The 26,650-nt window shown below is 71.0% G+C and carries 26 protein-coding genes; 7 read left to right on the plus strand and 19 right to left on the minus strand.

Features of this window, described 5'->3' with window-relative positions; all coding sequences use genetic code 11:
- Positions 1 to 43: 43 nt before the first annotated feature.
- Together ACFPQ9_RS17630 and ACFPQ9_RS17635 are read right to left on the minus strand one after the other, a co-directional pair.
- A complete protein-coding gene (locus ACFPQ9_RS17630; RefSeq protein WP_380853732.1) occupies positions 44 to 1,972 on the minus strand; it encodes an AMP-dependent synthetase/ligase in 1,929 nt (642 codons plus the stop codon).
- A gap of 236 nt (positions 1,973 to 2,208) precedes the next feature.
- A complete protein-coding gene (locus ACFPQ9_RS17635; protein WP_380853944.1) occupies positions 2,209 to 3,519 on the minus strand; it encodes an acetyl-CoA C-acetyltransferase in 1,311 nt (436 codons plus the stop codon).
- Positions 3,520 to 3,676: 157 nt separating this feature from the next.
- Here ACFPQ9_RS17635 and ACFPQ9_RS17640 point away from each other — a divergent pair, with 157 nt between their 5' ends.
- Positions 3,677 to 4,972 (plus strand): 3-oxoacyl-ACP reductase, encoded by a 1,296-nt coding sequence (locus ACFPQ9_RS17640; RefSeq protein ID WP_380853734.1) that lies wholly within the window; start codon positions 3,677 to 3,679, stop codon positions 4,970 to 4,972.
- Positions 4,972 to 5,829 carry a MaoC family dehydratase gene (locus ACFPQ9_RS17645; protein WP_380853736.1) on the plus strand — a complete coding sequence of 286 codons (858 nt, stop codon included), beginning with the start codon at positions 4,972 to 4,974 and terminating at the stop codon, positions 5,827 to 5,829. The genes ACFPQ9_RS17640 and ACFPQ9_RS17645 overlap by 1 nt, the downstream gene beginning before the upstream one ends.
- Here the strand turns inward: ACFPQ9_RS17645 and ACFPQ9_RS17650 are convergent.
- The 9 genes from ACFPQ9_RS17650 to ACFPQ9_RS17690 all read right to left on the minus strand — a co-directional run bounded on the left by ACFPQ9_RS17650 (position 5,811) and on the right by ACFPQ9_RS17690 (position 13,828).
- Entirely contained in the window at positions 5,811 to 6,473 is a 663-nt protein-coding gene (locus tag ACFPQ9_RS17650; protein WP_380853739.1) for a TetR/AcrR family transcriptional regulator, read from the minus strand. The genes ACFPQ9_RS17645 and ACFPQ9_RS17650 overlap by 19 nt on opposite strands.
- A 57-nt stretch (positions 6,474 to 6,530) precedes the next feature.
- Positions 6,531 to 7,871 carry an SPFH domain-containing protein gene (locus tag ACFPQ9_RS17655; protein WP_380853740.1) on the minus strand — a complete coding sequence of 447 codons (1,341 nt, stop codon included), beginning with the start codon at positions 7,869 to 7,871 and terminating at the stop codon, positions 6,531 to 6,533.
- Complete coding sequence (locus ACFPQ9_RS17660; protein ID WP_380853741.1) at positions 7,868 to 9,550, minus strand: SPFH domain-containing protein; 1,683 nt, start codon at positions 9,548 to 9,550, stop codon at positions 7,868 to 7,870. The genes ACFPQ9_RS17655 and ACFPQ9_RS17660 overlap by 4 nt, the downstream gene beginning before the upstream one ends.
- Before the next feature lie 174 nt (positions 9,551 to 9,724).
- Complete coding sequence (locus ACFPQ9_RS17665) at positions 9,725 to 10,036, minus strand: DUF4229 domain-containing protein (RefSeq protein ID WP_380853743.1); 312 nt, start codon at positions 10,034 to 10,036, stop codon at positions 9,725 to 9,727.
- A 75-nt stretch (positions 10,037 to 10,111) separates the two neighbouring features.
- Positions 10,112 to 10,648: a GNAT family N-acetyltransferase gene (locus tag ACFPQ9_RS17670; RefSeq protein WP_380853745.1), complete on the minus strand. Its 537-nt coding sequence runs from the start codon at positions 10,646 to 10,648 to the stop codon at positions 10,112 to 10,114.
- Between the two features lie 16 nt (positions 10,649 to 10,664).
- A complete protein-coding gene (locus tag ACFPQ9_RS17675; RefSeq protein WP_380853747.1) occupies positions 10,665 to 11,324 on the minus strand; it encodes a UdgX family uracil-DNA binding protein in 660 nt (219 codons plus the stop codon).
- A 103-nt stretch (positions 11,325 to 11,427) separates the two neighbouring features.
- Positions 11,428 to 12,591, minus strand: coding sequence for an aminofutalosine synthase MqnE (mqnE, locus tag ACFPQ9_RS17680; protein ID WP_030944829.1), 1,164 nt, complete (start codon positions 12,589 to 12,591; stop codon positions 11,428 to 11,430).
- A 47-nt stretch (positions 12,592 to 12,638) separates the two neighbouring features.
- On the minus strand, positions 12,639 to 13,094 hold the full coding sequence (locus tag ACFPQ9_RS17685) for an Lrp/AsnC family transcriptional regulator (protein ID WP_030944826.1): 456 nt from the start codon (positions 13,092 to 13,094) through the stop codon (positions 12,639 to 12,641).
- A gap of 101 nt (positions 13,095 to 13,195) precedes the next feature.
- Complete coding sequence (locus ACFPQ9_RS17690) at positions 13,196 to 13,828, minus strand: UbiX family flavin prenyltransferase (protein WP_380853750.1); 633 nt, start codon at positions 13,826 to 13,828, stop codon at positions 13,196 to 13,198.
- Between the two features lie 143 nt (positions 13,829 to 13,971).
- Here ACFPQ9_RS17690 and ACFPQ9_RS17695 point away from each other — a divergent pair, with 143 nt between their 5' ends.
- Positions 13,972 to 14,595, plus strand: coding sequence for a rhomboid family intramembrane serine protease (locus ACFPQ9_RS17695; RefSeq protein ID WP_380853752.1), 624 nt, complete (start codon positions 13,972 to 13,974; stop codon positions 14,593 to 14,595).
- 80 nt (positions 14,596 to 14,675) lie between these two features.
- Here ACFPQ9_RS17695 and mqnP read toward each other — a convergent pair whose 3' ends face one another.
- Both mqnP and ACFPQ9_RS17705 read right to left on the minus strand, forming a co-directional pair.
- The gene (gene mqnP / locus ACFPQ9_RS17700; protein WP_380853754.1) at positions 14,676 to 15,578 is read right to left on the minus strand and encodes a menaquinone biosynthesis prenyltransferase MqnP; all 903 of its coding nucleotides are present in this window, start codon (positions 15,576 to 15,578) and stop codon (positions 14,676 to 14,678) included.
- Entirely contained in the window at positions 15,575 to 17,032 is a 1,458-nt protein-coding gene (locus tag ACFPQ9_RS17705; RefSeq protein WP_369171522.1) for a menaquinone biosynthesis decarboxylase, read from the minus strand. Before ACFPQ9_RS17705 ends, mqnP begins: the two co-directional genes overlap by 4 nt.
- Before the next feature lie 86 nt (positions 17,033 to 17,118).
- On the opposite strand from ACFPQ9_RS17705, the gene ACFPQ9_RS17710 reads away from it, so the two are divergent.
- Positions 17,119 to 17,451, plus strand: a complete 333-nt coding sequence (locus ACFPQ9_RS17710) for a PLD nuclease N-terminal domain-containing protein (RefSeq protein ID WP_380853756.1) — start codon at positions 17,119 to 17,121, stop codon at positions 17,449 to 17,451.
- Positions 17,452 to 17,503: 52 nt separating this feature from the next.
- On the opposite strand, the gene ACFPQ9_RS17715 is transcribed toward ACFPQ9_RS17710, so the two are convergent.
- Positions 17,504 to 18,025: a hypothetical protein gene (locus tag ACFPQ9_RS17715; protein ID WP_380853758.1), complete on the minus strand. Its 522-nt coding sequence runs from the start codon at positions 18,023 to 18,025 to the stop codon at positions 17,504 to 17,506.
- Positions 18,026 to 18,793: 768 nt separating this feature from the next.
- On the opposite strand from ACFPQ9_RS17715, the gene ACFPQ9_RS17720 reads away from it, so the two are divergent.
- The 3 genes from ACFPQ9_RS17720 (at position 18,794) to ACFPQ9_RS17730 (ending at position 21,752) form a co-directional block, all read left to right on the plus strand.
- Entirely contained in the window at positions 18,794 to 19,243 is a 450-nt protein-coding gene (locus ACFPQ9_RS17720) for a nucleoside deaminase (protein WP_380853760.1), read from the plus strand.
- Positions 19,236 to 20,231, plus strand: coding sequence for an isopenicillin N synthase family dioxygenase (locus ACFPQ9_RS17725; RefSeq protein ID WP_380853762.1), 996 nt, complete (start codon positions 19,236 to 19,238; stop codon positions 20,229 to 20,231). The genes ACFPQ9_RS17720 and ACFPQ9_RS17725 overlap by 8 nt, the downstream gene beginning before the upstream one ends.
- Before the next feature lie 120 nt (positions 20,232 to 20,351).
- Positions 20,352 to 21,752, plus strand: coding sequence for a condensation domain-containing protein (locus ACFPQ9_RS17730; RefSeq protein WP_380853764.1), 1,401 nt, complete (start codon positions 20,352 to 20,354; stop codon positions 21,750 to 21,752).
- A gap of 13 nt (positions 21,753 to 21,765) precedes the next feature.
- Here the strand turns inward: ACFPQ9_RS17730 and ACFPQ9_RS17735 are convergent, their stop codons facing one another.
- From ACFPQ9_RS17735 to resB, 5 genes are all read right to left on the minus strand, one after another.
- The gene (locus ACFPQ9_RS17735) at positions 21,766 to 22,167 is read right to left on the minus strand and encodes an SRPBCC family protein (RefSeq protein WP_380853766.1); all 402 of its coding nucleotides are present in this window, start codon (positions 22,165 to 22,167) and stop codon (positions 21,766 to 21,768) included.
- A gap of 38 nt (positions 22,168 to 22,205) precedes the next feature.
- On the minus strand, positions 22,206 to 23,138 hold the full coding sequence (locus ACFPQ9_RS17740) for a CU044_5270 family protein (protein WP_380853768.1): 933 nt from the start codon (positions 23,136 to 23,138) through the stop codon (positions 22,206 to 22,208).
- On the minus strand, positions 23,135 to 23,740 hold the full coding sequence (locus tag ACFPQ9_RS17745) for an RNA polymerase sigma factor (RefSeq protein WP_380853770.1): 606 nt from the start codon (positions 23,738 to 23,740) through the stop codon (positions 23,135 to 23,137). The genes ACFPQ9_RS17740 and ACFPQ9_RS17745 overlap by 4 nt, the downstream gene beginning before the upstream one ends.
- 77 nt (positions 23,741 to 23,817) lie before the next feature.
- Positions 23,818 to 24,927, minus strand: a complete 1,110-nt coding sequence (gene ccsB, locus ACFPQ9_RS17750; protein ID WP_380853772.1) for a c-type cytochrome biogenesis protein CcsB — start codon at positions 24,925 to 24,927, stop codon at positions 23,818 to 23,820.
- Entirely contained in the window at positions 24,924 to 26,648 is a 1,725-nt protein-coding gene (gene resB, locus ACFPQ9_RS17755; protein ID WP_380853774.1) for a cytochrome c biogenesis protein ResB, read from the minus strand. The genes ccsB and resB overlap by 4 nt, the downstream gene beginning before the upstream one ends.
- Positions 26,649 to 26,650: the final 2 nt, after the last annotated feature.

Genomic DNA, 26,650 nt, shown 5'->3' on the forward strand with positions numbered 1-26,650 from the left:
GTTGTCGTAACGAGACGGCAACCGTTGGCTACTCACGGGTGCGTCACCGCTCGTACAGCCCCTCCACCTCACCCGCGAAGTCCCGCATCACCACGTCCCGCCGCAGCTTCATCGACGGCGTCAGATGGCCGTCCATCTCCGTGAAGTCCGTCGGCAGGATCGCGAAGCGGCGGATGGACTCCGGGCGGGAGACCAGCTTGTTGGCCTCGTCGATCGCGCGTTGCAGGATCGCCCGCAACTCGGCGTCGTCCACGAGGAGTTCGGCGGGGACGGCGTGCTTGCCGTTCATCCGGCGCCAGTGGGTGACGCCGTCCATGTCGAGGGTGATCAGCGCGGAGACGTAGGGGCGGCGGTCGCCCAGGACCATGCACTGGGAGATCAGCGGGTGCGAGCGCAGCCAGTTCTCCAGCGGTGCCGGGGCCACGCTCTTGCCGCCGGCGGTGATGAGGAGCTCCTTCTTGCGGCCGGTGATCGTCAGATAGCCGTCGTCGTCCAGGGCGCCGATGTCACCGGTCGGCAGCCAGCCGTCCGCCGCCGCCGGGACGACGCCGCCGGCGGCCGGGTCCCAGTAGCCGCGCAGCACCTGGTCGCCGGCGACCAGGATCTCGCCGTCGGCGGCGATCCGGACGCGAGTGCCGGGCAGCGGCCAGCCGACCGTGCCAAGACGGGGCTTGAGCGGCGGGGTCACGGTCGCGGCGGCGGTCGTCTCCGTGAGGCCGTAGCCCTCGTAGATCTCGATGCCCGCCCCGGCGTAGAAGGCGGCCAGGCGCCGGCCGAGCGGCGAGCCGCCGCAGATCGCGTACTTCACCCGGCCACCCATCGCGTTGCGGATACGGCGGTAGACCAGCGGGTCATAGAAGGCGCGGGCGGTCTTGAGGGCCGTGTTCGGGCCGCCGCCGGTCCCGGACGCGCGGGCCTCCAGCGCCTCGCCGTAGCGTTCGGCGACCGACGCCGCGCGGTCGAAGGACGAGCCACGGCCGCCCGTCTCGGCCTTGGCGCGGGCGGAGTTGAAGACCTTCTCCAGCATGTAGGGGATGGTCAGCAGACAGGTCGGGCGGAAGGCCGCGAGGTCCGGCAGCAGGTCCTCCGCCTTCAGGCTCGGCGCATGGCCGAGGCGCACCCTGGCCCGTACGCAGGCCACCGCCACCATCCGGCCGAAGACGTGCGACATCGGCAGGAAGAGCAGCACCGACGCCTCTTCGCTGGTCCGCGCCTTGAAGATCGGGTAGAGCAGCTCGATGGCGTTGTCGACCTCGGCGAAGAAGTTGCCGTGCGTCAGCGCGCAGCCCTTGGGGCGGCCGGTCGTGCCGGAGGTGTAGATGAGGGTCGCCAGCGTGTCCGGGACCAGCATGCCCCGCCGTACGGCGACTTCCCCGTCGGGCATCTGGGCCCCGGCCTCCGCCAGCCGGTCCACATGGCCCTTCTCCATCACCCACATGTGGCGCAGGTCGGGCACCCGGTCCAGTTCGGGGCCGAGCGCGGCCGCCTGGCCCGCGGTCTCGGTGACCAGGGCCACCGCGCCGGAGTCCTGGAGGATCCAGCGGGTCTGGAAGACGGAGGAGGTGGGATAGACGGGGACCGTCACCAGGCCGGCCGCCCACGCGGCGAAGTCGAGCAGCGTCCACTCGTAGCAGGTGCGGGCCATGACGGCGATCCGGTCCCCGGGCACCAGGCCCTCGCCGATCAGCCCCTTCGCCACCGACTGCACCTGCTCGGCGAACTCCGCGGCCGTCACGTTCATCCACTGCCCGTCCGCGCCCTTGCGGCTGAGGACCACGGCGTCGGGAGCCTGGTCCGCGTTGTCGAAGGGCAGGTCCGCGAGGGAGCCATGGGTGACCGGCGGCGCGAACGGCGGTACGTACGCCTCCCGTACGACGCCGTCCAACCGCCTCGTCTCCGGCTGCACCAGGGTCGGTCCCGGGGCGTCGTCGTAGGCGGCCGAGGGGGCGAAGGACGGAAGCGAGGTGGACACGGGCGGCTCCTGCGACGGGCTTGCAGCGAGGAAATCTGCTGGCTGCATGACGTACGTGCCTCGCGCACCGTGGCGTTCACCTGCGGAGGCCGGCGGAAAGGGGTTACCGCTGGTTAGGCAGGAGATCGTACGGCTCACGCGTGTGGGCACTGTGCGGGTTCGGCGATGATCCGGAGCCGGGTATGTGCAACCTCGGGGGTTATGTGAGGGACACTCAGCTTCGTCTCACCGGATCCTTACCCGCGCTCCAGAATCGCCGTCACACCCTGCCCGCCGGCGGCGCAGACCGAGATCAGCCCGCGCCCCGAACCACCGTTCTCCGCAAGCGACTTGGCCAGCGTGGCCACGATACGGGCCCCGGTCGCCGCGAAGGGGTGACCGGTCGCCAGGGACGAGCCGGTGACGTTCAGCCGGGCACGGTCCACGGGGGCGAGCCCCCGCTTCTCCCACGCCGCCAGCGTGGCCAGCACCTGGGAGGCGAAGGCCTCGTGGATCTCGACGAGGTCGAAGTCGGCGATACCGAGCCCGGTCCGCTCCAGCATGCGCGGGACGGCGTACGCCGGTGCCATCAGCAGCCCGTCCTCGCCACCCGCCACATCGCCGTGCACGAAGTCCACGGCCGCCGTCTCGTGGGCGGTGAGGTAGGCCAGCGGCTCCAGCCCCCGGCGCTCCGCCCACTCCTCGCTCGCCAGCAGCACCAGCGCCGCCCCGTCCGTCAGCGGCGTCGAATTGCCCGCCGTCATCGTCGGGTCGTCCCCGTCCAGGCCGAACACCGGCTTGAGCGCGGCCAGTTTCTCCGGCGTCGAACCGGGGCGCAGGTTCTGGTCCCGGTCCAGCCCCCGGAAGGGCACGACCAGGTCCTGGAAGAAACCGCGTTCGTACGCCGCCGCGAGCCGCTGGTGACTCGTGGCCGCCAGCTCGTCCTGAGCCTCGCGGGTGACGCCCCACGCGCGTGCCGTGACGGCGGCGTGCTCGCCCATGGAGAGCCTGGTGCGCGGCTCGGCGTTGCGGGGGATGTCCGGGACGAGATGGGAGGGCCGTACCCGGCCCAGTGCCTTGACCCGGCCGCCGAGCGACTTGACCCGCCGGGCCTCCAGCAGGATGCGCCGAAGTTGGTCGTTGACGCCGAGGGGCGCGTCGCTGGCCGTGTCCGCACCGCCCGCGATCGCGGCGTCGGCCTGACCGAGCGCGATCTTGTTGGCGGCGGCGATGACGGCCTGGAGACCGGTGCCGCAGGCCTGCTGGATGTCGTACGCGGGGGTGCGCGCGTCCAGCTTCGAGCCGAGGACGGTCTCGCGGGCGAGATTGAAGTCACGCGCGTGCTTGAGGATGGCCCCGGCGACGAACTCGCCGACCGCGCCCGGGTCGCCGAGCCCGTACCGCTCGACCAGGCCGTCGAGGGCAGCCGTGAGCATGTCCTGGTTGGAGGCCGTGGCGTACGGGCCGTCGGAGCGGGCGAAGGGGATACGGGACCCGCCGATGACCGCGACGCGGCGGACGGAGGGGGTGGGCAGGCGGTTCCTGCCGGAACTTGTGCTGGAGTTCATGCTGGGGCTCGTGCTGGGGCTCGCGCCGGAGCTCACCGCCGAGCCCTTCTCGGAGCCCGTCTCGGAGGTCATCTCCACCCACTCCTCACGTCCACCATGGGATTACCTCCGGTAACCTTACTCCAGAGTCAGTTCCGGAGCGCACTGGGAGTCGCACATGGCCGACCGCTATCTGAGCTTCACCGGCACCGCACCCGGCCGCTTTCTCACGCGCCGTCTGGGGCTGCCCCAGCCCGCGGCACTGAAACGCTTCTCGCCCGAGCAGCCGACGCTCCAGGGCGACCGGCTGCTGCGCACGGCCGGGAAGTCGGACCTGGACCTCGACGCGACGGGCCTCGGTCTGACGGCTTCCTCCGATCATCCGGCCGCCGTCCTGCTGGACGCCACGGGAGTGCGGGACGTCGAGACCCTCGCCGAGGTGCACGCGGCCCTGCACCCGGTCGTGCGGTCGGTGGCGAGCAGCGGCCGGATCGTCGTCCTCGGCGCGCCCCTCGACCCGGCCGACCATCACCAGGCGGCCGCCCAGCAGGCCCTGGAGGGCTTCACGCGCTCGCTCGGCAAGGAGATCGGGCGCGGCAGGACCGTGAACCTGGTGCGGCTGACGGACGCGTGTGCCGCCGAGTCGACCCTCGCCTTCCTCCTCTCCCCCAAGTCCGCCTACGTCAGCGGCCAGGTCGTCGAGGTCGGCCCGCAGGACGTCACCGCGCCCGAGGACCCCGAGCGTCCCCTCGCCGGCCGCACCGCCCTGGTCACCGGCGCCGCCCGCGGCATCGGCGAGGCGGTCGCCGAGACGCTGGCCAGGGACGGCGCCCGGATCGTCGTACTGGACGTGCCACAGGCCGAGCAGGACGCGCGGCGCGTGGCCGAACGGCTCGGCGGCACCGCCCTCGCGCTGGACATCACCGCCGACGACGCCGGGGCACGCATCGCGGCCGCGCTGCCCGACGGACTGGACGTCCTCGTCCACAACGCCGGCATCACCAGGGACCGGCGGCTGGTCAACATGCCGGCCGAGCGCTGGAGTTCGGTGCTGGACGTCAACCTCGCGAGCGTGCTGCGTACGACGGACGCCCTGCTGGCGAGCGGGACGCTGCGGGAGGGCGGCCGGATCGTGGCGACGGCGTCGATCGCCGGGCTGGCGGGGAACGCCGGGCAGACCAACTACGGCGCGAGCAAGGCGGGCGTGGTCGGTCTGGTCCGCTCACTTGCGCCGCGGGCGCTGGCCGAGCACGGGGTGACCGTGAACGCGGTCGCGCCCGGGTTCATCGAGACGACGATGACCGCGGCGATCCCGCTGTTCATCCGGGAGGCGGGCCGGCGTATGAACTCCCTCGCGCAGGGCGGGCTGCCGGCCGACGTCGCCGAGACGACCGCCTGGCTGGCGCATCCCGCGTCGGGCGCCGTCAACGGCCAGGTCGTCCGGGTGTGCGGCCAGAGCCTGCTGGGGGCCTGATGACGACCGTACTCACCGGCGCCCCCTCCCTTCCGGCGCTGCTCGCCCGCGGCGCGGTGCTCTCCGCGTTCAAACGGCCGCGTCCCGACGCGGAATTCCCCCGCATCCGCCTCGTGCTGCCCGGCGTACACGTCGACCTGGCGCGGCTCGCGGCATACGAGCGGGTGTGCGGATTCGCGACCGGCGACGACGCGCTGCCCCTCACCTATCCGCATGTCCTCGGCTTCCCGCTGGCCATGCGGCTGATGAGCGAGCGGGCGTTCCCGCTGCCGCTGCTCGGGCTCGTCCACACGTCCATCGAGATCACCCGGCACTCGGCGATGCCCGCGACCGGTGCCTACGAGATCGCCGTGCACGTCGACCGGCTGATGGCGCACCGCCGGGGCACGGAGGCCGTGGTGGTCACCGAGGTGCGGTCGGAGGAGAGCGTCGTGTGGGAGTCGACGAGCAGGTATCTGGCCCGGCACCGCACGCACCACACGCACCGCACGGACGCCCGTGCGGCTGCGCGGCCGGCCGAGGAACCGAAGCCGCTCCCGCCGGTCGCCCAGTGGCGCATCGCCGGGGACGTCGGGCGCCGCTACGGCTCCGCATCCGGTGACCGCAACCCCATCCACCTGCACGCCCTCACCGCCCGCCTGTTCGGCTTCCCGCGCGCCATCGCGCACGGCATGTGGACGGTGGCCCGTTGCCTCGCCGCCCACGGCACACCGGACGCGGTGCGGGTACGGGCGGACTTCCGGGCACCGGTGCTGCTACCGGGGACGGTGACATACGCCGCGGAGGGCGGGCGGTTCGAACTGCGCGGCGACGACCGCCTCCATCTGACCGGGGAGGTCTATCCGCTCACCTCATGAGCGGCCTCCGGCGGCGCCCAGGGCCTGCCGTCCATGAGGTTGCCCAGACCGGCCCACGCGAAGTTCATCAGCGTGGCCGCCGCCTGCCGCGCGCTCACGCCCGGCGTGGTGTTGGCCCAGTCGGCGAGCGACTCTGCGGCGCCCACCAGGGCTTCGGCGATCCCGGCGACCTCGCTCGCCGGGAGGTCGGGGTCACGGTGGGCCTCGCGGGCCGCCACGACGATCAGCTGCGTCACGAAGTCGACGATCTCCGCCCGCATCGCGGCGACCTCCGTCGCGAACGGCTCGCCATGGGTGCGGGCCTGGAGGTGCAGCACGGACCAGGCGTCCGGGTAGTGCGAGGTGTGGGTGAAGAACGCCCGCAGCCCGTCCCAGAGCTGGCGGTCGGCGGGCAGCTCGGTCCGGACGCCGCCGCGCACGGCCGCGACCAGCCCGGCGGCCTCGCGTCGGATGCAGGCGGTGAAGAGGTCTTCCTTGGAGTTCAGGTACAGATACACCAACGGCTTGGAGACGCCGGCGAGTTCGGCTATCTCGTCCATCGACGCGGCCATGTACCCGCGCCTGCCGAAGGTCCGCACGGCGGCATCCAGCATCTGCTGCTCACGGACGGCCCGCGGCATCCGTTTGGTCTTCACGGCACCCATGGCCGTTAGCGTACGGGCCGGGAGGGAGATCCCACCCGGCCCGCCGTGAACGCCTGCCTACTCCTCGCCGCCCAGCCCGTCGGCGAACCGTGCCATCCGGTCCGTCAGCACCTGACCGTCGACGGCCGGCAGAGCCGTCAGCCGGGGCAGCAACTGCGCGGTGAGCAGGGTCGACAGGGCCGAGGTGTCGGCGCTCGTGCCGTCGGTGCGCACGACCACCGGCTGCGGAGCCCGGCCCGCGAGCTTCGCGCCCACCTCCAGGCGGCGCCGGGCCAGTTCGTACTGCAGGACGGCGCGGTTGTCGCGGTAGGCCTTGGCGAGGGCACGCTGGGCGCGGGCCTCGTTCTCCGCGGCGATCAGACCGCTGCGGCCCCGTGTCTCGATCTCGAACCGCACGCGCTGGGCGTTGGTCTCCTGCTGCTCGAGCAGCTGGGCGACCTCCTCGCGGGCCCGGTTCAGCGCCGCCTTGACCTCGACGATCCTGGCGTCGCGCACCTTCTTGGCCCGCTCGATGTCCATGCCCAGCTGGTCGATCCGGCGCTTGCGGATCAGGCCCCACTCCTGGTCGTAGGCCGTGCGCTCCTTGGCGACCCGCTCGCGGGTGGCCAGGTGCTGCTGGTACTGCGTCGGCAGCTGCACGTCCGGGATGTTGGAGCCGGTGATGCGCACGCCGTAGCCGGACAGCTGGCGGTTGAGCAGCTCCTGCATGTCGGCCACGTCCGAACCGCGCAGGTCGTACGCCCGCTCGGTGCGCATCTTGCGGGCGCGCTGGCGGATGGCGTCCTGCACGGCGCTGGAGAGCACCAGGTCGAAGTTGCCCGCGCCGATGGTGCGCACGAACAGCACGGCGTCGGTGATGCGGAACTTCAGGAAGAACTCGATCGACCGCAGCGGCACGTTCTCCTGCGTGGGGCAGGCCATCACCGGTGCGGAGTACGGGATTTCGGTGGCCGTGTCGACGACGAAGTCGACCCGGGACCACGGGTGCCACAGGTAGTGGCGGCCTGCGTCCAGGGTGCGCACGACGGCGCCGTAGCGGGTCAGCACGCCGTTGGTGCCCTGCTCGATCTCCACGATCGAGGAGCGCCACCACCACAGCCCGCCCATCAGCAGCAGCAAGACGCCGCCGGCGTAGGACAGGGCGGCGAGGGTGCCGTAGGCGAGATCCCCGGCGGCCGACTCGGCGTCCGCCTCCTTCAGGGACAGCATCACGCCCATGAACAGGGCGTACACGCCGAGCCACAGCGGCAGCATCCACCACAGTCGGCGCCGGTGGCGGGGGATGATGACCGGGATCAGGGTGTCGGCCTCGCCGCCGCGCAGCAGCCGCGCGATGTCGGCCCAGGGGGCGACCTTCTCGGAGATGACCGACCTGCGCTGGGAACGGGCGGTGCTCATCGGGTGGCCTCCTCGGCGGTGGCGGAGCTGTCGTCGCGGGCGTCGTCGGCGTCGCGGGCGTCGTCGGCGTCGCCGTCGGCCGGTGCGGGCTGGTCGGGAACCTGCGGCACCGTCGGCCGCTCGGCCGCCAGCAGCGCCCCGATCTCCGCCTCGCGCGCGGCGATCCGCTCGGACACCTCGCCCAGACGCGCCCGTACGGCGGCCATGTCCTCGTCGGTGAACAGTTCCGTGCCGCGCTCGCCGACCAACTCGCGGGCCAGCTCCAGGAAGTCGATGCCGGCGACGCCGCCGCCGTCCGTCGTGCCGCCGATGCGCACCAGCCGCGGCAGGTGGTCGGCGACCTGCTCCAGCGTGTCCAGCACCTGCTGCTGGTAGCGGTACTCCAGGATCTCCGGCGCCTCGGCGGCGGTCACCGCGCGGATGTCGAGGGCCTGCGCCTCCAGCAGGGCCGCGTTGGCCTTGGCCTCCGACTCGGCCTGGACGTAGCGCTGCCGGGCGAGCGCCTCGGCGCGGTTGGTCTCGCGCTCCACGGCCGTGTCCATCTGCGCCTGGTACTGGGCGATGTCGGCCTGGATCGCGGACAACGTCTCGTGGCTGGAGGCGAGTTCGCGGGTGAGGTCGCCCTCGTCCTGCTCCTTGCGGAGCTGGAGTGCGTACTCGTGCGTGTACGCCTCCTTGGCCACGCGGACCATCTCCGGCGCCGCGAGGTCCATGCGGTAGCGCTGGTCGGAGGGCTCGGCGTGGGTGATGTTGGCGTTGGTCAGTTCGACGGCCGGACGGAACTGCTGGTTGAGCAGGTCCAGCAGGCGGCCGGTGTCCTCGCCGACCATGTCGTAGATGCCGGCGGCCTCCTGCTCGTAGACGAGGGTGCGGATCGTCTCGCTCACCGCGTTGCTCAGCTTCTCCTCGAAGCCGCGCACCGCGCCGAGTGTGTAGACGAACTCGGTCGGGTCGCTGATCCGGAACTGGATGAACAGGTCGATCGACGCCTTCACGCCGCCCTTGGTCGGTGCCTCGCGCACCGGGGCGTTGAACGGGTACTCGATCGTGGTGTTGACGATGTACGACACGCGCTTCCACGGGCTCAGCAGCACGATCCGGCCCGGTCCGACGACCTTCTCCAGCTTGCCGAAGCGGGTGATCATCGCCTGGCAGCCGTCGGGGACCATGACCATGCCCTGACGCCACCACACGAAGGCGACGGCGAGCAGCGAGACGACCCAGTAGTGCACGCCGAACAGGGGGTTGGTGAACATGTCCGCGCCGGACGCCCCCACGATGCCCGCGCCCGCCGCGCCGAGCAGGAGCAGCATCAGCACCGGCAGCATGGAGATGATCGAGCGGCCCTTGGGGATCACCATCGGGCAGATGGCGTGCACCGTCTCGGTGCCCTCGCGGACCTGCTCGCTGCGGCCGAGCGCCTCCCCGGCCTCGTCCAGCGGCACCGTCTTCTGCCGCATGACGGTGGCGGTGGAGCCGCCCTGTTCCCGTGCGGCAGGGAAGTCGGCCGGGTCGATGCCCTGGCCCTGGGCGTCGTACTCCCCGCCGCCCGCGCCCTGCGTCCCTCGTCCGCCTGCCTGCCGCCGCAGTTCCTCCTGCGCGGCCGTCCGCGGATCAGTGCCGGAGGCCACGGCCTCGGCGACGCGTCGTGCGCCCTGTTTCGCGCGCGCTCGTGCCACGCTTCCCCCTTGTGTTCCGATGCCCGTTGGATGCAGGTCCTACTGCTGATACACCGGTCGGCCCGATGTGGTTCCAGCCATCCCACATCATGATCAGGACAAGGGTAAAGGGGTGCCCCGTACAGTTACCGATCGGTATTCGCTGCCGGGTTCCGGAAGGGACGGTACGGCGGCCTACGAGGCCTGGGGAGCCTGGCCCTGCGCCCGAGCGGCCTCGTCGACCGCGTCGTCCTCCTGGCTGCGGTTCGCCTCCAGATTGGCCTTCATGCGGTCGACGCGCTGCACGATCCCGGCGGAGGCGCGGTCCCGCTCCTTGCGCAGGACGACGAAGCTGATCGGGGCCGAGAGCACCAGGGCGAGCAGGACGATCCACATGCCGTTGGAGTCGCCGAGGCCGCGCGGGGCGAGGCCGGAGTAGACAAGGCCCCAGACGACCACGAGGCAGCCCACGAAGATCCCGAGGCGCATCAGTGTGTAGCGGAGCATCTCAATCCACTCTTCCGATTCCAAAAAGGGCCACTGCCCAGTGAAGCACGGCGGACCGCCGATCTTGCAGGGGGGTCAGCCGGTGGACCGGTCGAGCGGCAGCAGCATGATCACATCGTCCCGGTCGTCGCCCGCCGCGACCCGGATGGCGTCCGGGATCCGGCCGACCTCCTTGTAGCCGCAGGAGCCGTAGAAGCGCTCCAGGCCGAGGCCGCCCCGGCAGGTGAGACGGATCGCGTCGACTCCGTCGAAGGCGCGGGCCGAGCGCTCGACGGTGGCCAGCAGGTCGCGGCCGTAGCCCTTGCCCTGGTGCTTCGGATGCACCATCACCGTGTACAGCCACACCCAGTGGGTCATCAGCCGGTGCGTGTTGAAGGTGAAGAACGCCGTCGCGGCGACCTCGCCCGCCCCGTCGTGCCCGACCAGCAGCCGGCTGCGCCCCTCCGCCATCGCCACGAAGTGCCGCACCAGCTCCGGCCGCACGTCCTCCCGCCCCACCGGCGGCACGAACCCGACGGCTCCACCCTGGTTGGAGACATCGGTCCACAGATCGAGGATGCCGTCACGCAGGGCGGGGGTGACGGCGGGGTCAAGGGTGAAGGTAAGGGACACGCGAGCATGGTACCTATTACGTCAGTGCTCGTGCGGCCACTTTCAGATCGGCGACCAGTCCGTCGTACGCGGCCCTGCGGTCCGCATCGTCCCGGGCCCGCAGGACCGAGGACGGATGCACGGTCGCCACCAGTTTCTCCGTCCGCCCGTGGATCTCGCGCTCCAGCACCGCCCCACGCGCCTCGCCGACCCGGAACGACGACCCCAGCAGCGCCTTGCCCGCGCTCGCACCCAGCAACACGATCAGCTCGGGGTCCACGACGGCCAGCTCGGCGGCCAGCCAGGGGCCGCACGCGGTCATCTCGCGCAGGGTCGGCGCCTTGTGGATACGGCGCTTGCGGGGCTCGGCGCGGATGAACTTGAAGTGCTTGACGGCATTGGTGACGTAGGCGTCCCCCGGGTCGATGCCGGCCTCCGCGAGGGCCCGGTCGAGCAGCTTCCCCGCGGGGCCCACGAACGGCGTGCCCTGCCGGTCCTCCTGGTCGCCGGGCTGCTCGCCCACGAGCATGACGCGGGCTCCCGCCTTCCCGGCGCCGAAGACGGTTTGCGTGGCATCCCGGTGCAGCGGGCAGCCGCGGCAGTCGGCCGCGGCCTTGCGCAGGGCGGGCAGACCGCCGCGATCGGGGACGAAGGGCTCGGCGGTGTAGGCGTCCTCGGGCGCTTTCGTGGTCACCATGCCGGACGGGTACCCCGGACAGGGGCGAGCGTCCCAACCCCGAGGGGCGCGCGGAGGTACGCGAGGAGGTGCGCGACCGGCCCCCACGCACCCCCGGCCGAACTCAGACCCGCATCGGCTGCGGGGACTCGCGGCGCTCCGGGTCCGGACCGTCGTACTCCCGGATGATCTCGTACCGGGTGTTCCGCTCCACCGGGCGGAAGCCCGCGTCCCGGATCAGGTCCAGAAGGTCCTCGCGGGTCAGCTTGTTCGGGGTGCCGAAGTTGTCCGCGTCATGGGTGATCTTGTACTCGACGACCGAGCCGTCCATGTCGTCGGCGCCGTGCTGGAGGGCCAGTTGGGCGGTCTGCACGCCGTGCATGACCCAGAAGACCTTCACGTGCGGGACGTTGTCGAAGAGGAGACGGGAGACCGCGAAGGTCTTCAGGGCCTCGGCGCCGGTGGCCATCTGGGTGCGGGCCTGGAGCCGGTTGCGTACCTTGCCGTCCTTCATGTCGACGAAGTCGTGCTGGTAGCGCAGCGGGATGAAGACCTGGAAGCCGTTCGTCTCGTCCTGGAGCTCACGCAGGCGCAGGACGTGGTCGACGCGGTGACGCGGCTCCTCGATGTGGCCGTAGAGCATGGTGGAGGGCGTCTTGAGGCCCTTCTCGTGCGCCAGGCGGTGGATACGGGACCAGTCCTCCCAGTGGGTGCGGTGGTCCACGATGTGCTGACGGACCTCCCAGTCGAAGATCTCCGCGCCGCCGCCGGTCAGCGACTCCAGACCGGCGTCGATGAGCTCGTCGAGGATCTCCGAGGCGGACAGTCCGCTGATCGTCTCGAAGTGGTGGATCTCCGTGGCCGTGAACGCCTTCAGGGAGACGTTCGGCAGAGCGGCCTTCAGCTCCCGCAGCGAGCGCGGGTAGTAGCGCCACGGCAGGTTCGGGTGCAGGCCGTTGACGATGTGGAGTTCCGTGAGGTTCTCCGCCTCCATCGACTTGGCCAGCTTCACGGCCTCCTCGATGCGCATCGTGTACGCGTCCTTCTCGCCCGGCTTGCGCTGGAAGGAGCAGTACGCGCAGGAGGCCGTGCAGACGTTGGTCATGTTGAGGTGGCGGTTGACGTTGAAGTGGACCACGTCGCCGTTCTTGCGGGTGCGCACCTCGTGCGCGAGTCCGCCGAGCCACGCCAAGTCGTCCGACTCGTACAGCGCGATGCCGTCCTCGCGGGACAGCCGCTCACCGGAACGGACCTTCTCCTCCAGCTCGCGCTTGAGCCCGACATCCATGCGTGCACCTCTCTCGATCAGACTCCGTCAACCGTACGCCCAGCCCCCTAGACCTCTTCCGGCAGCTCACCCACCCGGTTCTCCCACTTCGTGGAGAGCACGATGGTGGTACGGGTCCGGGACACGCCCGTGGTCCCGCTGAGCCGCCGGATGATCTTCTCCAGACCGTCCACGTCGGCCGCCCGCACCTTGAGCATGTAGGAGTCGTCGCCCGCGATGAACCAGCAGTCCTCGATCTCGCCGAGGTCCCTCAGCCGGTTCGCCACGTCCTCGTGGTCGGTGGCGTCGGACAGCGAGATGCCGATCAGCGCGGTGACGCCGAGACCGAGCGAGGCGGCGTCGACGGTGGCGCGGTAGCCGGTGATGACGCCGGCCGCCTCCAGCCGGTTGATGCGGTCGGTGACGCTGGGGCCCGACAGGCCGACGAGACGCCCCAGCTCCGCGTACGAGGCCCGGCCGTTCTCCCTCAGGGCCTGGATGAGCTGCCTGTCCACCGCGTCCATGCGATTGAAAGCCTTCCGCTGAAGAGGTCTGACGTACTTGCTGAACTGAGCCTTGAAGTGATGAGTGCTGCTGCCGCCGCGTGATGCGGTGGTGTGCCGGGTCAGGTGGAACGGGCGCCGCCGCCCAGTTCGCCCTTCCAGCGGCGGTAGAGACGGTGCTCGACGCCCGCCGCGTCGAGGACGCGTCCGGCGACGAAGTCCACCAGGTCCTGGATGTGCGTGGCCCCCGCGTAGAAGGCGGGCGAGGCGGGCACGACGGTCGCGCCCGCGTCGTCCAGTGTCACCAGGTGGCGCAGCGTCTGCCCGTTGAGGGGCGTCTCCCGGACGGCGACGACCAGCTCGCGCCCCTCCTTCAGGGTCACGCTCGCCGCCCGCTGCAACAGATCCTTGGACAGCCCGAGCGCGACTCCGGCGACACAGGCCGTGGAGGCGGGCACGATCAGCATGCCCTTGGTGGCGTACGACCCCGAGGACGGCCCGGCGGCGAGGTCCCCGGCGTTCCAGTACCGGACGTCCTCGATGTCCGCCTCGAAGGTCCCGGGCTTGCCGTCGGCGCCCCGGGCGAGCCACTCCCGCAGGTCGTCCTGCCAGTGGCCGTCACGGAAGGAGATCCCCGTCTCGTCGAGGAGGGTGAGCCGCGACGCCCGGCTGACGACCAGATCGACGCTTTCCCCGGCGGAGAGGAGCGCGCGGAGCACGGCGGCGGCGTATGGGGTGCCGGAAGCGCCGGACACCCCTACGATCCAAGGCGTACGCGCCGTCTCTCCTGGCTTGACTGGGTTCACGACACCGAGCCTATCCGGCGTGGCGGGGTGGGAACCGACCAAGGGGTGCCAGGCGTTCCCGTTTGGGGACGAGTTGGGCACTGGGGGTTGCCATGCCGGACATGTGGGACGCGCGGCGCGAGGTGTCGCGGGGTGACCGTGCGCTGACCGCGGCCAAGCTGATGGCGGGCTGGGTGGCGCTGCTGTGGCTGCTGGAAGTGGCTGACGCGATCAGCGGGCATGCGCTGGACGACTTCGGCATCGTCCCGCGCACCCCGTCGGAGCTGGTGGACGTCGTCCCGGCCGCCTTCATCCACTTCGGCTTCGCCCATGTCGCCGCGAACAGCGTGCCGCTGCTGGTCCTGGGGTTCCTCGCGGCGCTCGGGGGCATACGCCGGTTCGCCGCGGTCTGTGCGCTGATCGTCGTCGCGGACGGGCTGGGGGTGTGGCTGATATCGCCGTCCGGCACCAACACCGCGGGCGCCTCCGGCCTGATCTTCGGCCTCTTCGGTTTCCTGCTGGTCACCGGCTTCGTCGAGCGGCGCCCGCTCGGTGTGCTGGCCGGCCTGCTGGTGGCCGCGATCTGGGGCGGCTCCATCCTCGCGGGCCTCGCCCCGACCCAGTCCGGCGTCAGCTGGCAGGGGCATCTGCTGGGGCTCGTGGCGGGCGTCGCGGCGGCGTTCGTGTTCCGCCGCCGCAAGACGGACTCCGCCTCCGGCCAGGAGCTCATCGCCTAGTGCCGGAGCACTGGCGGGCCCTGTAAGCCGGAGCACTGGCGGCCCCTGTAGTGCCGGAGCACTGTGGCCCCTCGGTTCCGTCAGACCGTGAGCCCGCGCACCAGCAGATCCAGCAGCGCGCACACGAACAGGGCGATCCCGATGAACCCGTTGACGCTGAAGAACGCCCGGTTCAGGCGGGACAGGTCATGGGGGCGGACGATCGAGTGCTCGTACACGAACGCGCCGGCCACGATCAGCAGACCCAGCCAGAAGAAGGCGCCGGCGTCCGTGGCGAACGCGTACCAGGCGAACAGGGCCGTGGTGACCGCGTGGCAGACGCGCGCGCCCCAGATAGCCGCCGGGATGCCGAAGCGGGCCGGGACCGACATGACGCCGATCTCGCGGTCGGTCTCGACGTCCTGGCAGGCGTAGATCAGGTCGAAGCCGCCGATCCAGATGCCGACGGCGAGGCCGAGGATCACCGCGTCCCAGGACCAGGTACCGGTGACGGCCAACCAGCCGCCGACCGGGCCCATCGCCTGGGCCAGGCCGAGGATGGCCTGCGGGAAGTTCGTGAACCGCTTGCCGTAGGGGTAGACCACCATCGGGATCACCGCGATGGGGGCGAGGGCCAGGCACAGGGGGTTCAGCAGGGCGGCCGAGCCCAGGAAGATCACCAGGGCGATCAGCGCGCCCGTCCAGGCGTGCCGTACCGACATCGCGCCGGTGACCAGCTCACGGTGCGCGGTCCGCGGATTCCGCGCGTCGATCTCACGGTCGATGATCCGGTTGACGGCCATCGCGAAGGTCCGCAGCCCGACCATGCAGATCGTCACAAGGAGCAGCCGGCCCCAGTGGATGTTCTTGTCCCACTGGAACATCGCGGTGAGCGCGGCGATGTACGCGAAGGGCAACGCGAACACCGAGTGCTCGATCATGACGAGGCGGAGGAACGCCTTCGTGCGTCCTGGCTGCGGAATCGCGGCGGAGGCGCTGCTCACAGGCCGTACTCCTTCCAGCGGCGGTCGACCTTCGCCGCCGTCTCCGGGTCGGACTCGACCATGTCGGGCCAACCGCCGTCACGGGTGTAGCCCTCCTCGGGCCACTTCTTCGTCGCGTCGATGCCCGCCTTGCCGCCCCAGAACTGCTGGTAGGAGGCGTGGTCGAGATGGTCGACGGGGCCTTCGACGACCGTGAGGTCACGGGCGTAGTCGGTGTTGCCGAGGGCCCGCCAGGACACCTCGTGCAGATCGTGCACGTCGCAGTCGGAGTCGACGACCACGATCAGCTTGGTCAGGGACATCATGTGCGCGCCCCAGATCGCGTGCATCGTCTTCTGGGCGTGCTTGGGGTACTTCTTGTCGATCGAGACGATCGCGCAGTTGTGGAAGCCGCCGGACTCCGGCAGGTGGTAGTCCACGATGTCCGGCACGATGATCTTCAGCAGCGGCAGGAAGAAGCGTTCCGTCGCCCGCCCCAGGGGCCCGTCCTCCGTCGGCGGCCGGCCCACGACGATCGACTGGAGCAGGGGCCGGCGGCGCATCGTCACGCAGTCGATCTTCAGCGCGGGGAAGGGCTCCTGCGGGGTGTAGAAACCGGTGTGGTCGCCGAAGGGGCCCTCCGGCAGCATCTCCCCCGGCTCCAGCCACCCCTCCAGCACGACCTCGGCCTGCGCGGGGACCTGGAGCGGGACGGTCTTGCAGTCGACCATCTCGATCCGCTTGCCCGCGACGAAGCCGGCGAACAGGTACTCGTCGATGTCTCCGGGAAGCGGCGCGGTGGAGGCGTACGTCACGGCGGGCGGGCAGCCGAAGGCGATGGCGACCGGCAGCCGCTCGCCCCTGCGCGCCGCCACCTGGTAGTGGTTGCGGCTGTCCTTGTGGATCTGCCAGTGCATGCCGATCGTGCGCTTGTCGTGGCGCTGGAGCCGGTACAGGCCCAGATTGCGCACGCCGCTCTCCGGGTCCTTGGTGTGGGTGAGCCCCAAGTTGAAAAAGGACCCGCCGTCCTTGGGCCAGGTGAACAGGGCCGGCAGCCGGTCCAGGTCGACCTCGTCGCCGTGCAGCACGACCTCCTGCACCGGCGCGCTGTCGGACTTCACCTTCTTCGGCGGCACATGCGTCATCGCGCCGAGCTTGCCGAAAGCCTCCCGCACCCCGACGAACCCGTGCGGCAGCTCGGGCTTCAGCAGCCCGCCGATCTTGTCGGAGATGTCACCGTACGACTTGAGGCCCAGAGCCTTCAGCAGCCGTCGGTCGGTCCCGAAGACGTTCATCGCGAGGGGCATGGACGACCCCTTCACGTTCTCGAAGAGCAGCGCGGGACCGCCGGACTTCTGCACCCGGTCGACGATCTCCCCGACCTCCAGATACGGATCGACCTCAGCCTTGACACGCTTGAGGTCGCCCTCGCGTTCCAGCGCCCTGAGCAGGGAACGAAGATCGTCGTAAGCCATGGGGTCAAGTATCCCCGAGCGGCTACCCTGGCCCTTACCCCGGGGGCCGTGCCCCCGGTCCGCCGACCGTTTCGCTGAGAGGGCCCATGCTCCGGGTGCTGATGTTCCTCGTGCCACTGGCGCTGAGCGTGTACGCGTTCATCGACTGCATCAGCACGAAGGAGGACGACATCCGCCATATGCCCAAGCCGCTGTGGGCGATCCTCGTGCTGGTGTTCCCGCTGGTCGGCTCGATCTCCTGGCTGATCGCGGGCAAGAAGCGCAGCCCGGCCGCGGAGGGCTGGTCCGGCGTCCGGGACCGCGGCGGACGCCGCCAGTGGGTCGCGCCCGACGACAACCCCGAGTTCCTGAAGTCCCTGGGCGACGACGACAAGTCGCCGGACGAGGACGACGACAAGAACAAGCGCGACGAGCCCTGACCGGCCCCGGCCGCGGAGTCCGACGTCACCACTTGACGCGCGGAGTCCGACGTCACCACTTGACGCAGGTCTCCCTCAGCTGCCGAAGCCGCGCCGCCTCGCGTTGCGCAGCCGCGCGATGGCCGAGGTCGAGGGCCATCGTGCCGCGTCCGTAGAGGTAGCGGGCGTCCTCGCGGATCCGCGGGTCCAGGCCACGCGCCCGGCACAGGGCCTGGTAGTGGACGTCCAGGGAGAGCCGGGTGCCCGACATCCAGTCGCGGGCCGGGGTCGTCAGCGTCTCGCGCAGCACGTCCTTGAAGTGGTCGCGCGTCAGCCGGTCCGCCGCGTCCGGTCGGGGCTCGCCGGGACGGTACGGGTGGTCCGCGAGGTCGTCCGCCCACGCCTGAAGCGTCCGCACGGCGTCCTCGGCCGCATCGAGGTCGCCCCCGGCGTACGCGAGCCCGCACACCTCCGCCGCCAACTCCCGTGCCTGCCACGCCCGTTCCGCACCGCCGCACGCGGCCACGAACGCCGCCAGCACATCCCCCCGCTGCCGCAGCTCGGCGATCCGCCAAGCCCGCTCCCACCACACCATCGACCCTCCCCACCCCCGGCGTTCCTGGTGATCACCGGGCCCGGCCACACAACACGGGCCGGCCGTCGCACCGCCACCGAATTACCGGGGCGGGGCGGCGCGGAGGGCCGCGACCTCTTTTCGGTGGCCCGCGCGGCCTGTTGTGGCCCGCATCGGCACGCACGTTCCGGACTCGCTCAGGGCACGAGCATCGACGCTTCCCTCGCGCCGTCCTCGAGCTCGCGACGGCCTCGCGACGTCCTCGCAACCCGCGCTGCAGCCGGAACCAGGACGCGGCCGCGCGGAGGCCCTGGCGAGCAAGGCGAGCGGTCACCGTGCCTCCCTCGCCGTCAGCGGCGAGGGGTCCGCCGCGCGGGCACGGCGGCCGCCCGCCGAGGACGACACCCCGCGTACCCGCGCACCCCCGCAGACCTCCGCACACCCGGCGCCGCGGCCCCCCGCACACCCGCACACCCCTCGCACCCGCACACCCCTCGCCCCCGCGCACCCCGCGCACCCCGCGCAGGGTGACCTGCCTCGCCCCCGCGCACTCCACGCAGGGTGACCCACCTCGCCCCCGCGCACTCCACGCAGGGTGACCCACCTCGCCCCCGCGCACTCCACGCAGGGTGACCCACCTCGCACCCTCGCACCCGCGCACCCGCGCACCCGCCCAGAGTGACCCACCTCGCCCCCTCCAACGGCGAGAGCCGGGGCACGCTTCGCCGCCGATCCCGCTCGCCCCTTCCCGCCGTTGCCTGCGCGGGGCCGTGCCTGGAGAGTGAGGGCATGGATCAGTCGGAGGCACGCGAGTGGCTCGGCACCGCGCTCGCGGAGGCCCGCACCGGGCTCGGCGAGGGCGGCATCCCCATCGGTGCCGCGCTGTACGGGGCCGACGGGACGCTGCTGGGGCGGGGCCACAACCGCAGGGTGCAGGACGGCGACCCCTCCATGCACGCGGAGACGGCCGCGTTCCGGGCCGCGGGGCGGCAGCGGTCGTACCGCGGCACGACCATGGTGACCACCCTCTCCCCCTGCTGGTACTGCTCGGGTCTGGTCCGGCAGTTCGGCATCTCCCGGGTGGTGATCGGCGAGGCGGTCACGTTCCGGGGCGGGCAGGACTGGCTGGCCGGGCATGGTGTGGAGATCGTGCTGCTCGACGACCCCGAGTGCATCGACATGATGCGCGCCTTCATCCAGCACCATCCCGACCTGTGGAACGAGGACATCGGTGAGTGACCCACGCCGTAACCCCGGCACCCCCCGCATCCCCACCGTCGACCTGCGGCCCTGGCTGACCGGCGACGCCGAGGCCCGCGGAACCATCGCCCGTACCGTCGACGAGGCCCTGCGGACCGCCGGGTTCCTCCTGGTCACCGGGCACGGCGTGGACCCGGACCTGCGCGCCCGGATCCGCACCGCCGCGCGCTCCTTCTTCACGCTTCCCGCCGAGGCCAAGCAGGCGTACGAGGTGAAGGTCGGCGGACGCGGCTGGCTCGGGCCGGGCGCGGAGGCCAACGGCTACGCGGAGGGCACCGAGACCCCGCCGGACCTGAAGGAGTCGCTGAGCTTCGCGACACACGAACCCTTCGAGGACCCGGTCGTCAACGCCGAGTGGTACGCGCCGAACGTCTGGCCCGGCGAGGTGCCCGAACTGCGGCCACTGGTCGAGGAGTACCTCGCACGGATGGGCGAACTGGAGAACCGGCTGCTCGCCCTGCTCGGCGAGGCCCTCGGCCTCGAACCCGACTTCTTCACCCGGCACATGGACCACCCGACGTACGGCTTCAACATCAACTGGTACCCGGGCAGGGAGGTCCTCGGGGAGCCGGAGCCGGGTCAGTTCCGCATCGGACCGCACACCGACTTCGGCACGGTGACGATCCTCGACCGGCAGGCCGGCAAGGGCGGTCTGCAGGTCTACACGGACGACGGCGGCTGGGAGGACGCGCCCTACGACCCGGAGGCGTTCACCATCAACATCGGCGATCTGATGGCCCGTTGGACCGGTGACCGGTGGCGTTCGGGGCGGCACCGGGTGCTGCCGCCGCCCGCGGACGCGCCGGCCGAGGAGCTGATGTCGCTCGTGTACTTCGGGGAGTGCACGCCCGGCACGACCGTGGAGTCCGTGCCCGCTCCGGTGGGCCGGGTGACCCACCCGCCGGTCGACTCGCATGTGTATCTGCGACAGCAGCTGGACTCGATCACCGTCGACCGATCCGGCTGATCAGCCCGATGATCAGCCGGCCTGCCCGACTGATCGCCGGACCGTTTCCGAGCAAGGGTTGCCTCGTTGGGCGGGATACCACCCTTTCGGGTGTGTCCCCCGCCGCGAATGGAGCCGCCTGTGCGAATGACTGACATCCAGCGCTGCGAGGTCCGGCCCGGACGGCTCGTCGAATGGACGTTCAGTCCGGCGAGCGTCGCGGCGGCGGCAGACCTGCCGGAGGACGCACGGCCCCCGGCGTACATCCAGGAGTCGCACATCAGGACCGCCCGGTCGGTGCGGGACGGCGGCCTGTTCGTGCCCACCTGGCTCGGTACGGCCTTCGACATCCCGGGCCGGGCCGACCTCGACGCACTGGGTGAGGCTCTGCGCGACTGGACGCTCAGGCACGAGACACTGCGCAGCGGCTTCCGCTGGTCCGGCGCGTCCGGCGACGGGATGCGCCGGTTCACGCTCGGCGCCGACGCCGTGTCCCTGCACCGCACGGTGGTCGGCGACTTCCCCGACCCGGACGACCTGATCCGCCACCTCCAGGACCGCTTCGACGCCACAGCGGACGCGCTGCGCTGGCCCAACCTCATCTACACGGCCGTCCTCCGGGACGACTCCACCAGCGTGTACCTGGCCTTCGACCACAGCAACGTCGACGCCCACTCCATCCACCGCATCCCCGCCGAGATCCACGAGCTGTACGCGGCGCGGCTCGCGGGCGAGTCCCCGGAGCCGACGCACGCCGGCAGCTACGTCGACTTCTGCGAGATCGAGCGCACGGACGCCGACCGGATCGACGACCGGCACGAGATCGTGGCCCGCTGGCGGGAGTTCATCCGCCGCTGCGACGGCCGGCTGCCCAACTTCCCCGTCGACCTCGGCCTCGACGACCTCGCCCCCGGGGCCGGGCTGCCCACCCAGAAGCTGCTGCGCGAGGAACTCACCGACCCGGACACCGCCGCTGCCTTCGAGACGTACTGCCGTCCCCACGGCGGCAGTTCGGTCGGCATCCTCGCCGCCACCGCCCTCATCGCCCACGACCTCGGCGGACAGACCGTCTACCGCACCGTGGTGCCGTTCCACACCCGGGTGAAGTCCCGCTGGACCGACTCCGTGGGCTGGTACGTCGGCGGCGCGCCCATCGAGATCCCCGTGGAGCGGGCGTACGACCTGCCCAGTGCCCTGCGGACGGTGCGCGACGCGCTGCACGCCGCCCGGCATCTGGCCCGTATGCCGCTCGCCCGGGTGCTCCACCTGCTGGGCACGGACTTCCGCCCCACCTCGCCCGACCTGTACTCGATCGTCTCCTACGTCGACACCCGCGGCATCGCCGGATCCGGGCAGTGGACCGAGCAGAAGGCGTACGGGCTGATCAGGGTGTCGTACGGCGACCAGGTGTGCGCCTGGGTCACCCGGCTGCACGAGGGCCTGTGGTTCGCCGGCCGTTACCCGGACACCGACGTGGCGCAGAAGAACATGCGGTTGTACGTGGAGCGGCTGCGGGACGTCATCGCCTCGACCGTCCCGTAAGCGGGCAGGCCCGTCAGGAGCCGTCCTCCAGCACCTCGATCAGCCGCTCGAAGCGGGCCCGCCAGCGCTGCTCCGTCTCCGCCTCGCCCTGGAACTCGTGGGTGAAGCGGAGCGCGGCGCCCGTCTCGCCGTCCCGTTCCAGATGGAACCGGATCCGGCCGCCCTCCACCGTGTACTCGGCGACCCGGTCCACGTCCCAGGCGGTGATCTGCCCGCGGCCGAAGTCACGCAGGTCGGCCTCGCCCCCGAGGCGCGGTTCGAGGGTGTCGACCGGCGTGCACCAGGACGTGAGCCCCTCCGGGGTGGCGAGGCACGGCCAGACCGCGTCCATGGGCCGGGGAAGCCGCACCAGGAAGTGCAGGATGTGGGTGTTCCCGTGGGTCTGGCTGATGCCCTGCTCTATGGAACCGGTCATGACACCAGCCTGACCCCGCCAGGGACGAAGTGCACCCCTTACGGGCGCTGAGCTGCGCGATCGACCACGGCCCTGTCCAGGATCGCCGTGTTTCCGATGACCTGGCCCCGCTTGATGTCCGAGAAGTCCTCGGTGGCCACGGAGCGCTCACCGAGGAACTCATGGGTCTTCGCGTCGAAGATCCACTCGTCCCGGGTCGGGTTGTCGGGGTCGTCCCGGGTGATCGCGACGCCCTGCCTTCCGGCGGCGTCCACGACGTCCTGCACGACCTTCACACCGGGGATCCGCGCGACCGCGCGATAGAGGGCAGCGGCCTGCTCAGGCGGCACGATCGCGTCCCGGATCAGATCGCCGACCAGCACGAACATGGCCTGGTCGGTCACCTGGCCGCTGTTCTCGGGACCCACCTCGCGCAGCCACTCGTACATCTCGTCCGGGTCGGTGGGCAGGGTCGACAGGTGCCGGTAATTGGTCGAGACGTCGTAGCCCGGCTTGCCCGGGGCGGGCTCCGCCTCCGTGGTCCACCGGCCGCGTCCCTCCTCCCGGATCAGGCCCTCGCGGGTGCCGTCGACGGACGTCCACTGCTCGGAGCGGTGCAGGGGCTGGATCTCGGTCTTCTTCCCCTCCTCGAAGGAGGCGTAGGAGACCTTGCTGTCGATGTAGACGAACTGGTCGTCACGGATCTCGCCGTATCCGCCGCCGGCGTCCTCGGCCGCCAGGGCGATGTCCTCCAGCAGCGCCGCGGTCGCGGTGCCGGGCGGCCGCTGCGCGCTCGCGCCGCCCCCGGACGACGGCAGCACGACGAAGGTGACGGCCACGGCGGTGGCGACGGCGGCAGCGGCGAGCGCGGGGCGCAGCCATCGGGCGCGCGGGGTCGCGGGCCGGTCCTCACGCCGGATCTCTGTCATCAGATGCTCCTTGAGGAGTCGGTGACGGCCCGGCGGAAGGTCGTGTTCGGGAAGCTGGTTCATCGGTTTCCCTCCCTGAGGGGCCTGACCGCGGTGGTGCGGTCACCTCTCATCTGTCCGCCCCCCTGCGGTGGTTCCAGATGTTTCGCGAGCTTTGTCCGGGCGCGGGAGAGCCGTGATCGTACGGTCCCGACGGGCACCCCGAGCGCGTCCGCGGCGGCCCGGTAGTCGAGGCCCGACCAGACGCACAGCGCCAGGACCTCCCGCTCGGGGCGCCGCAGCCGGGCCAGCGCGGTGCGTACGAGGGCCAGCTGCGCGGCGTCGTCGACGCGGCCGGCGACCTCGTCGGCGAAGTCCCGTACGGTCTCGTCGCGGGGCAGACGGGCGACGGCGGCTGCGTGTCTTCGGGTGGCCCGGCGCAGGTTCCGCGTGACGTTGGTGGCGATGCCGAGCAGCCACGGGCGCGGTGAACCGCCGTCCTCGTCCAGCCGCTCACGCAGCCGCCAGGCCTCCAGGAAGGTCAGCGAGACGACGTCCTCGGCCACCGGCCACTGTCCCGTGAGCCGGAAGGCATGGTTGTAGACGGAGCGTGCGTACGCGTCGAAGAGCTCACCGAAAGCGCCGTGGTCCCCCGCGCGGATGCGTTTCCGCAGATTCGTATCCACGCCCCTCTACCTGTCCGCACGACAAAGGCCGGTTCCTGTGACCTGAGTCATAGGAACCGGCCTTCGCGGCACGGGACTTACACGCCCGCGTACGAGTGCTTGCCGGAGACGAAGATGTTGACGCCGTAGTAGTTGAACAGCCAGCAGCCGAAGGCGATGAGGGCCAGGTAGGCGGCCTTGCGGCCCTTCCAGCCGGCCGTGGCGCGGGCGTGCAGGTAGCAGGCGTAGGCGACCCAGGTGATGAAGGACCAGGTCTCCTTGGGGTCCCAGCCCCAGTAGCGGCCCCAGGCGTCGCCCGCCCAGATGGCGCCCGCGATGATCGTGAACGTCCACAGCGGGAAGACGGCGGCGTTGACGCGGTAGGAGAACTTGTCCAGGGACGCCGAGGCGGGCAGCCGGTCCAGGACGGAGTTCGCGAAGCGGCCGGGCGTGCCGCCGTTCGCCAGCTTGTTCTCGTAGCTGTCCTTGAAGAGGTACAGCAGCGTCGAGACGGCGCCGACGTAGAACACCGCGCCGCAGAAGATCGCGGTGGAGACGTGGATGTACAGCCAGTACGAGTGAAGGGCGGGAACCAACTGGTCGCTGGCGGTGTACAAGACAGTGACGGCGAGGCCGAGATCGAGGAGGACCGTGGTGACCAGGAACAGCCCGAGCCAGCGCACGTTCTTCTTCAGCGCGAGCAGCCCGAGGTACACGCCGACGGCGACCGTGGAGAAGGTGATGTTGAACTCGTACATGTTGCCCCACGGCGCCCGCTCGACCGACAGGGCCCGAGTGAGCACACCGCCGAACTCGATGAGGAACGCGAGGACGGTGAGGGAGATGGCGATACGCCCGTAGAGGTCGCCCTGCTCGTCACCGCCGTGCGCACCGGGCCCGTCCGGCACGTCCCGCTGCCCGGCCGTGGCCCGCACGACGACCTTCGGCCGTTCCAGTACGGCGGTGGAGCCGCCCTTGGTCACGGTGACGGCGGGCGCTGCGGTCTTCGACGCCTTCGTGGCCTTCGCCGGGGTGAGCGCGGCGGCGGTGCGGCCGACCTTGCTGCGGCTGCCGAGGAGCCATTCGGCGATGTACGCGAAGAAGGCCAGGGTGTAGACGGCCATCGACGAGTAGATCAGCGTGTTGCTGATGTTCGCGAGGTTTTCGTTGGTGGCGGCGGCCAGCTCGGTCGCGGCGGCGAGAGTCACTTGGTCTCAGCCCCTTCGGCGGGTGCGACTTGGGGGTCGGGGGAAGCTTCGGAATCTGCGGGGTCGTCGTCGGGGTCGGGTGCCCCCGGCGCCTGCTCGTACAGGATCCCGGCGAGGTCGCCGAGCTCCTCGGGCACCTTGGCGGACTCGCTGCGGCCGAGGCCGGCCATCTCGACGACCGTCACACCGTCGTCGCCCGTGACCGCCCGCACCCACACGCGGCGGCGCTGGATGAACAGGGAGGCGGCGAGACCGAAGATCGCGGCGAGGGAACCGGCGAGGGCCCAGCCGCTGCCGGGCTGGCGGGCGACCTGGAACCCGGCCCACTCCTTGATCTCCTTCTCGAAGGTGACCGTGCCGGCGCCGTTGGGGAGCTTCATGGACTCGCCGGGCTTGAGGTTCTCCCGGACCTGGGCGCCCTTGGCGTCCTTGAAGCCCTTCAGGTTCTTCTTGTTGAGCTGGTACACGCTCTGCGGGATGCCCGCGTCGACCCCGAGGTCGCCGTGGTAGGCCTCCAGGTTGATGACCGGGTTCAGCAGCGCGGGGAACTGCGAGGCCAGCTCGTTGCCCTTGACGTAGGTGGGCAGGAAGAAGGCCTGGAAGCCGAGCTGCTCCCGCTCGCCCTTGGCGTTGCGGTAGCCGTCCATGACCTTGATCGCACCGGTGGAGGTGACATTGCCGTCGAGAGGAAGGAGGGGCACGGCGTCATGGAAGACCTCGTTGCCCTTGCCGTCGCGGATCGTGATGACGGGGGCGTAGCCGTGGCTGACGAGATAGACCTTCGAGTCGCCGATCTCCAGCGGCTCGTTGACCTCGACGGTGGTCTTCTGATCCTTGCCGTCGGCACCCGCGCTGTAGGTGAGGTCCGCCTTGTAGATCCGCGGGGTGCCCTTGTTGGGGCCGGACGCCTCGTAGGTGCCGGTGAAGTTCTTCAGGTTGAAGCTGAACGGGTCCAGGTCGTCCTGGGTGAAGAGGCTGCCGGACTTGAAGTCGTCGTACTGGGTGAGGGTGTTGGAGAACCCGTCGCCCTCGACGATCAGCTTGTTGCCCTCGGACTTGAACAGCTGGCCCCAGGCGAAGGCGATCAGCATCACGATCAGCGCGATATGGAAGGCGAGGTTGCCGACCTCGCGCAGATAGCCCTTCTCGGCGGCGACGGCGTCACCGGTGAGGTGGGTGCGGAAGCGGCGCTTCTTCAGCAGGGCGAGCGCGGCCTCGCGGACCTGCTCGGGCTCGGCCCCGGTGCGCCAGGTGGTGTAGGCGGGCAGCCTGGTCAGCCGCTTGGGGGCGCCCGGCGGACGGCCGCGCAGCTGACCGACGAACTGCCAGGTGCGCGGGACGATGCAGCCGATGAGGGAGACGAACAGCAGGATGTAGATCGCGGAGAACCACACCGAGCTGTAGACGTTGAAGAGGCCGAGCTTGTCGTAGATCGGCGCGAGCGTCTCGTGCGTCTTGCGGAACGCGGCGACCTTCGTCTCGTCGATGCCGGTCTGCGGGATGAGCGAGCCGGGGATCGCGCCGAGCGACAGCAGCAGGAGCAGCAGCAGCGCGACCCGCATCGAGGTGAGCTGCCGCCAGAACCAGCGGGCCCAGCCGATGACGCCGAGGGACGGCAGGTTGGGCGCGTCCTCGGTGGGGGCGGTGGAGAGCTGGGAGCCGGCGGCGCCCAGGTCCTCCTCACCGGTGGCCGGGGCGGCCTTGTCGGTCGTGTTGCTCATCG

Origin of the sequence: Streptomyces coerulescens (assembly GCF_042657965.1) — a bacterium.
Classification (GTDB): domain Bacteria; phylum Actinomycetota; class Actinomycetes; order Streptomycetales; family Streptomycetaceae; genus Streptomyces; species Streptomyces coerulescens.

Bases quoted from the DNA above. Each gene is read 5' to 3' on its own strand.
- ACFPQ9_RS17635 (WP_380853944.1), bottom strand. From the start codon at position 3,519: ATGAACTCCAGCACAAGTTCCGGCAGGAACCGCCTGCCCACCCCCTCC.
- ACFPQ9_RS17640 (WP_380853734.1), top strand. From the start codon at position 3,677: ATGGCCGACCGCTATCTGAGCTTCACCGGCACCGCACCCGGCCGCTTT.
- ACFPQ9_RS17645 (WP_380853736.1), top strand. From the start codon at position 4,972: ATGACGACCGTACTCACCGGCGCCCCCTCCCTTCCGGCGCTGCTCGCC.
- ACFPQ9_RS17650 (WP_380853739.1), bottom strand. From the start codon at position 6,473: ATGGGTGCCGTGAAGACCAAACGGATGCCGCGGGCCGTCCGTGAGCAG.
- ACFPQ9_RS17655 (WP_380853740.1), bottom strand. From the start codon at position 7,871: ATGAGCACCGCCCGTTCCCAGCGCAGGTCGGTCATCTCCGAGAAGGTC.
- ACFPQ9_RS17665 (WP_380853743.1), bottom strand. From the start codon at position 10,036: ATGCTCCGCTACACACTGATGCGCCTCGGGATCTTCGTGGGCTGCCTC.
- ACFPQ9_RS17675 (WP_380853747.1), bottom strand. From the start codon at position 11,324: ATGGTGACCACGAAAGCGCCCGAGGACGCCTACACCGCCGAGCCCTTC.
- mqnE (WP_030944829.1), bottom strand. From the start codon at position 12,591: ATGGATGTCGGGCTCAAGCGCGAGCTGGAGGAGAAGGTCCGTTCCGGT.
- ACFPQ9_RS17685 (WP_030944826.1), bottom strand. From the start codon at position 13,094: ATGGACGCGGTGGACAGGCAGCTCATCCAGGCCCTGAGGGAGAACGGC.
- ACFPQ9_RS17695 (WP_380853752.1), top strand. From the start codon at position 13,972: ATGCCGGACATGTGGGACGCGCGGCGCGAGGTGTCGCGGGGTGACCGT.
- ACFPQ9_RS17705 (WP_369171522.1), bottom strand. From the start codon at position 17,032: ATGGCTTACGACGATCTTCGTTCCCTGCTCAGGGCGCTGGAACGCGAG.
- ACFPQ9_RS17710 (WP_380853756.1), top strand. From the start codon at position 17,119: ATGCTCCGGGTGCTGATGTTCCTCGTGCCACTGGCGCTGAGCGTGTAC.
- ACFPQ9_RS17715 (WP_380853758.1), bottom strand. From the start codon at position 18,025: ATGGTGTGGTGGGAGCGGGCTTGGCGGATCGCCGAGCTGCGGCAGCGG.
- ACFPQ9_RS17720 (WP_380853760.1), top strand. From the start codon at position 18,794: ATGGATCAGTCGGAGGCACGCGAGTGGCTCGGCACCGCGCTCGCGGAG.
- ACFPQ9_RS17735 (WP_380853766.1), bottom strand. From the start codon at position 22,167: ATGACCGGTTCCATAGAGCAGGGCATCAGCCAGACCCACGGGAACACC.
- ACFPQ9_RS17740 (WP_380853768.1), bottom strand. From the start codon at position 23,138: ATGAACCAGCTTCCCGAACACGACCTTCCGCCGGGCCGTCACCGACTC.
- resB (WP_380853774.1), bottom strand. From the start codon at position 26,648: ATGAGCAACACGACCGACAAGGCCGCCCCGGCCACCGGTGAGGAGGAC.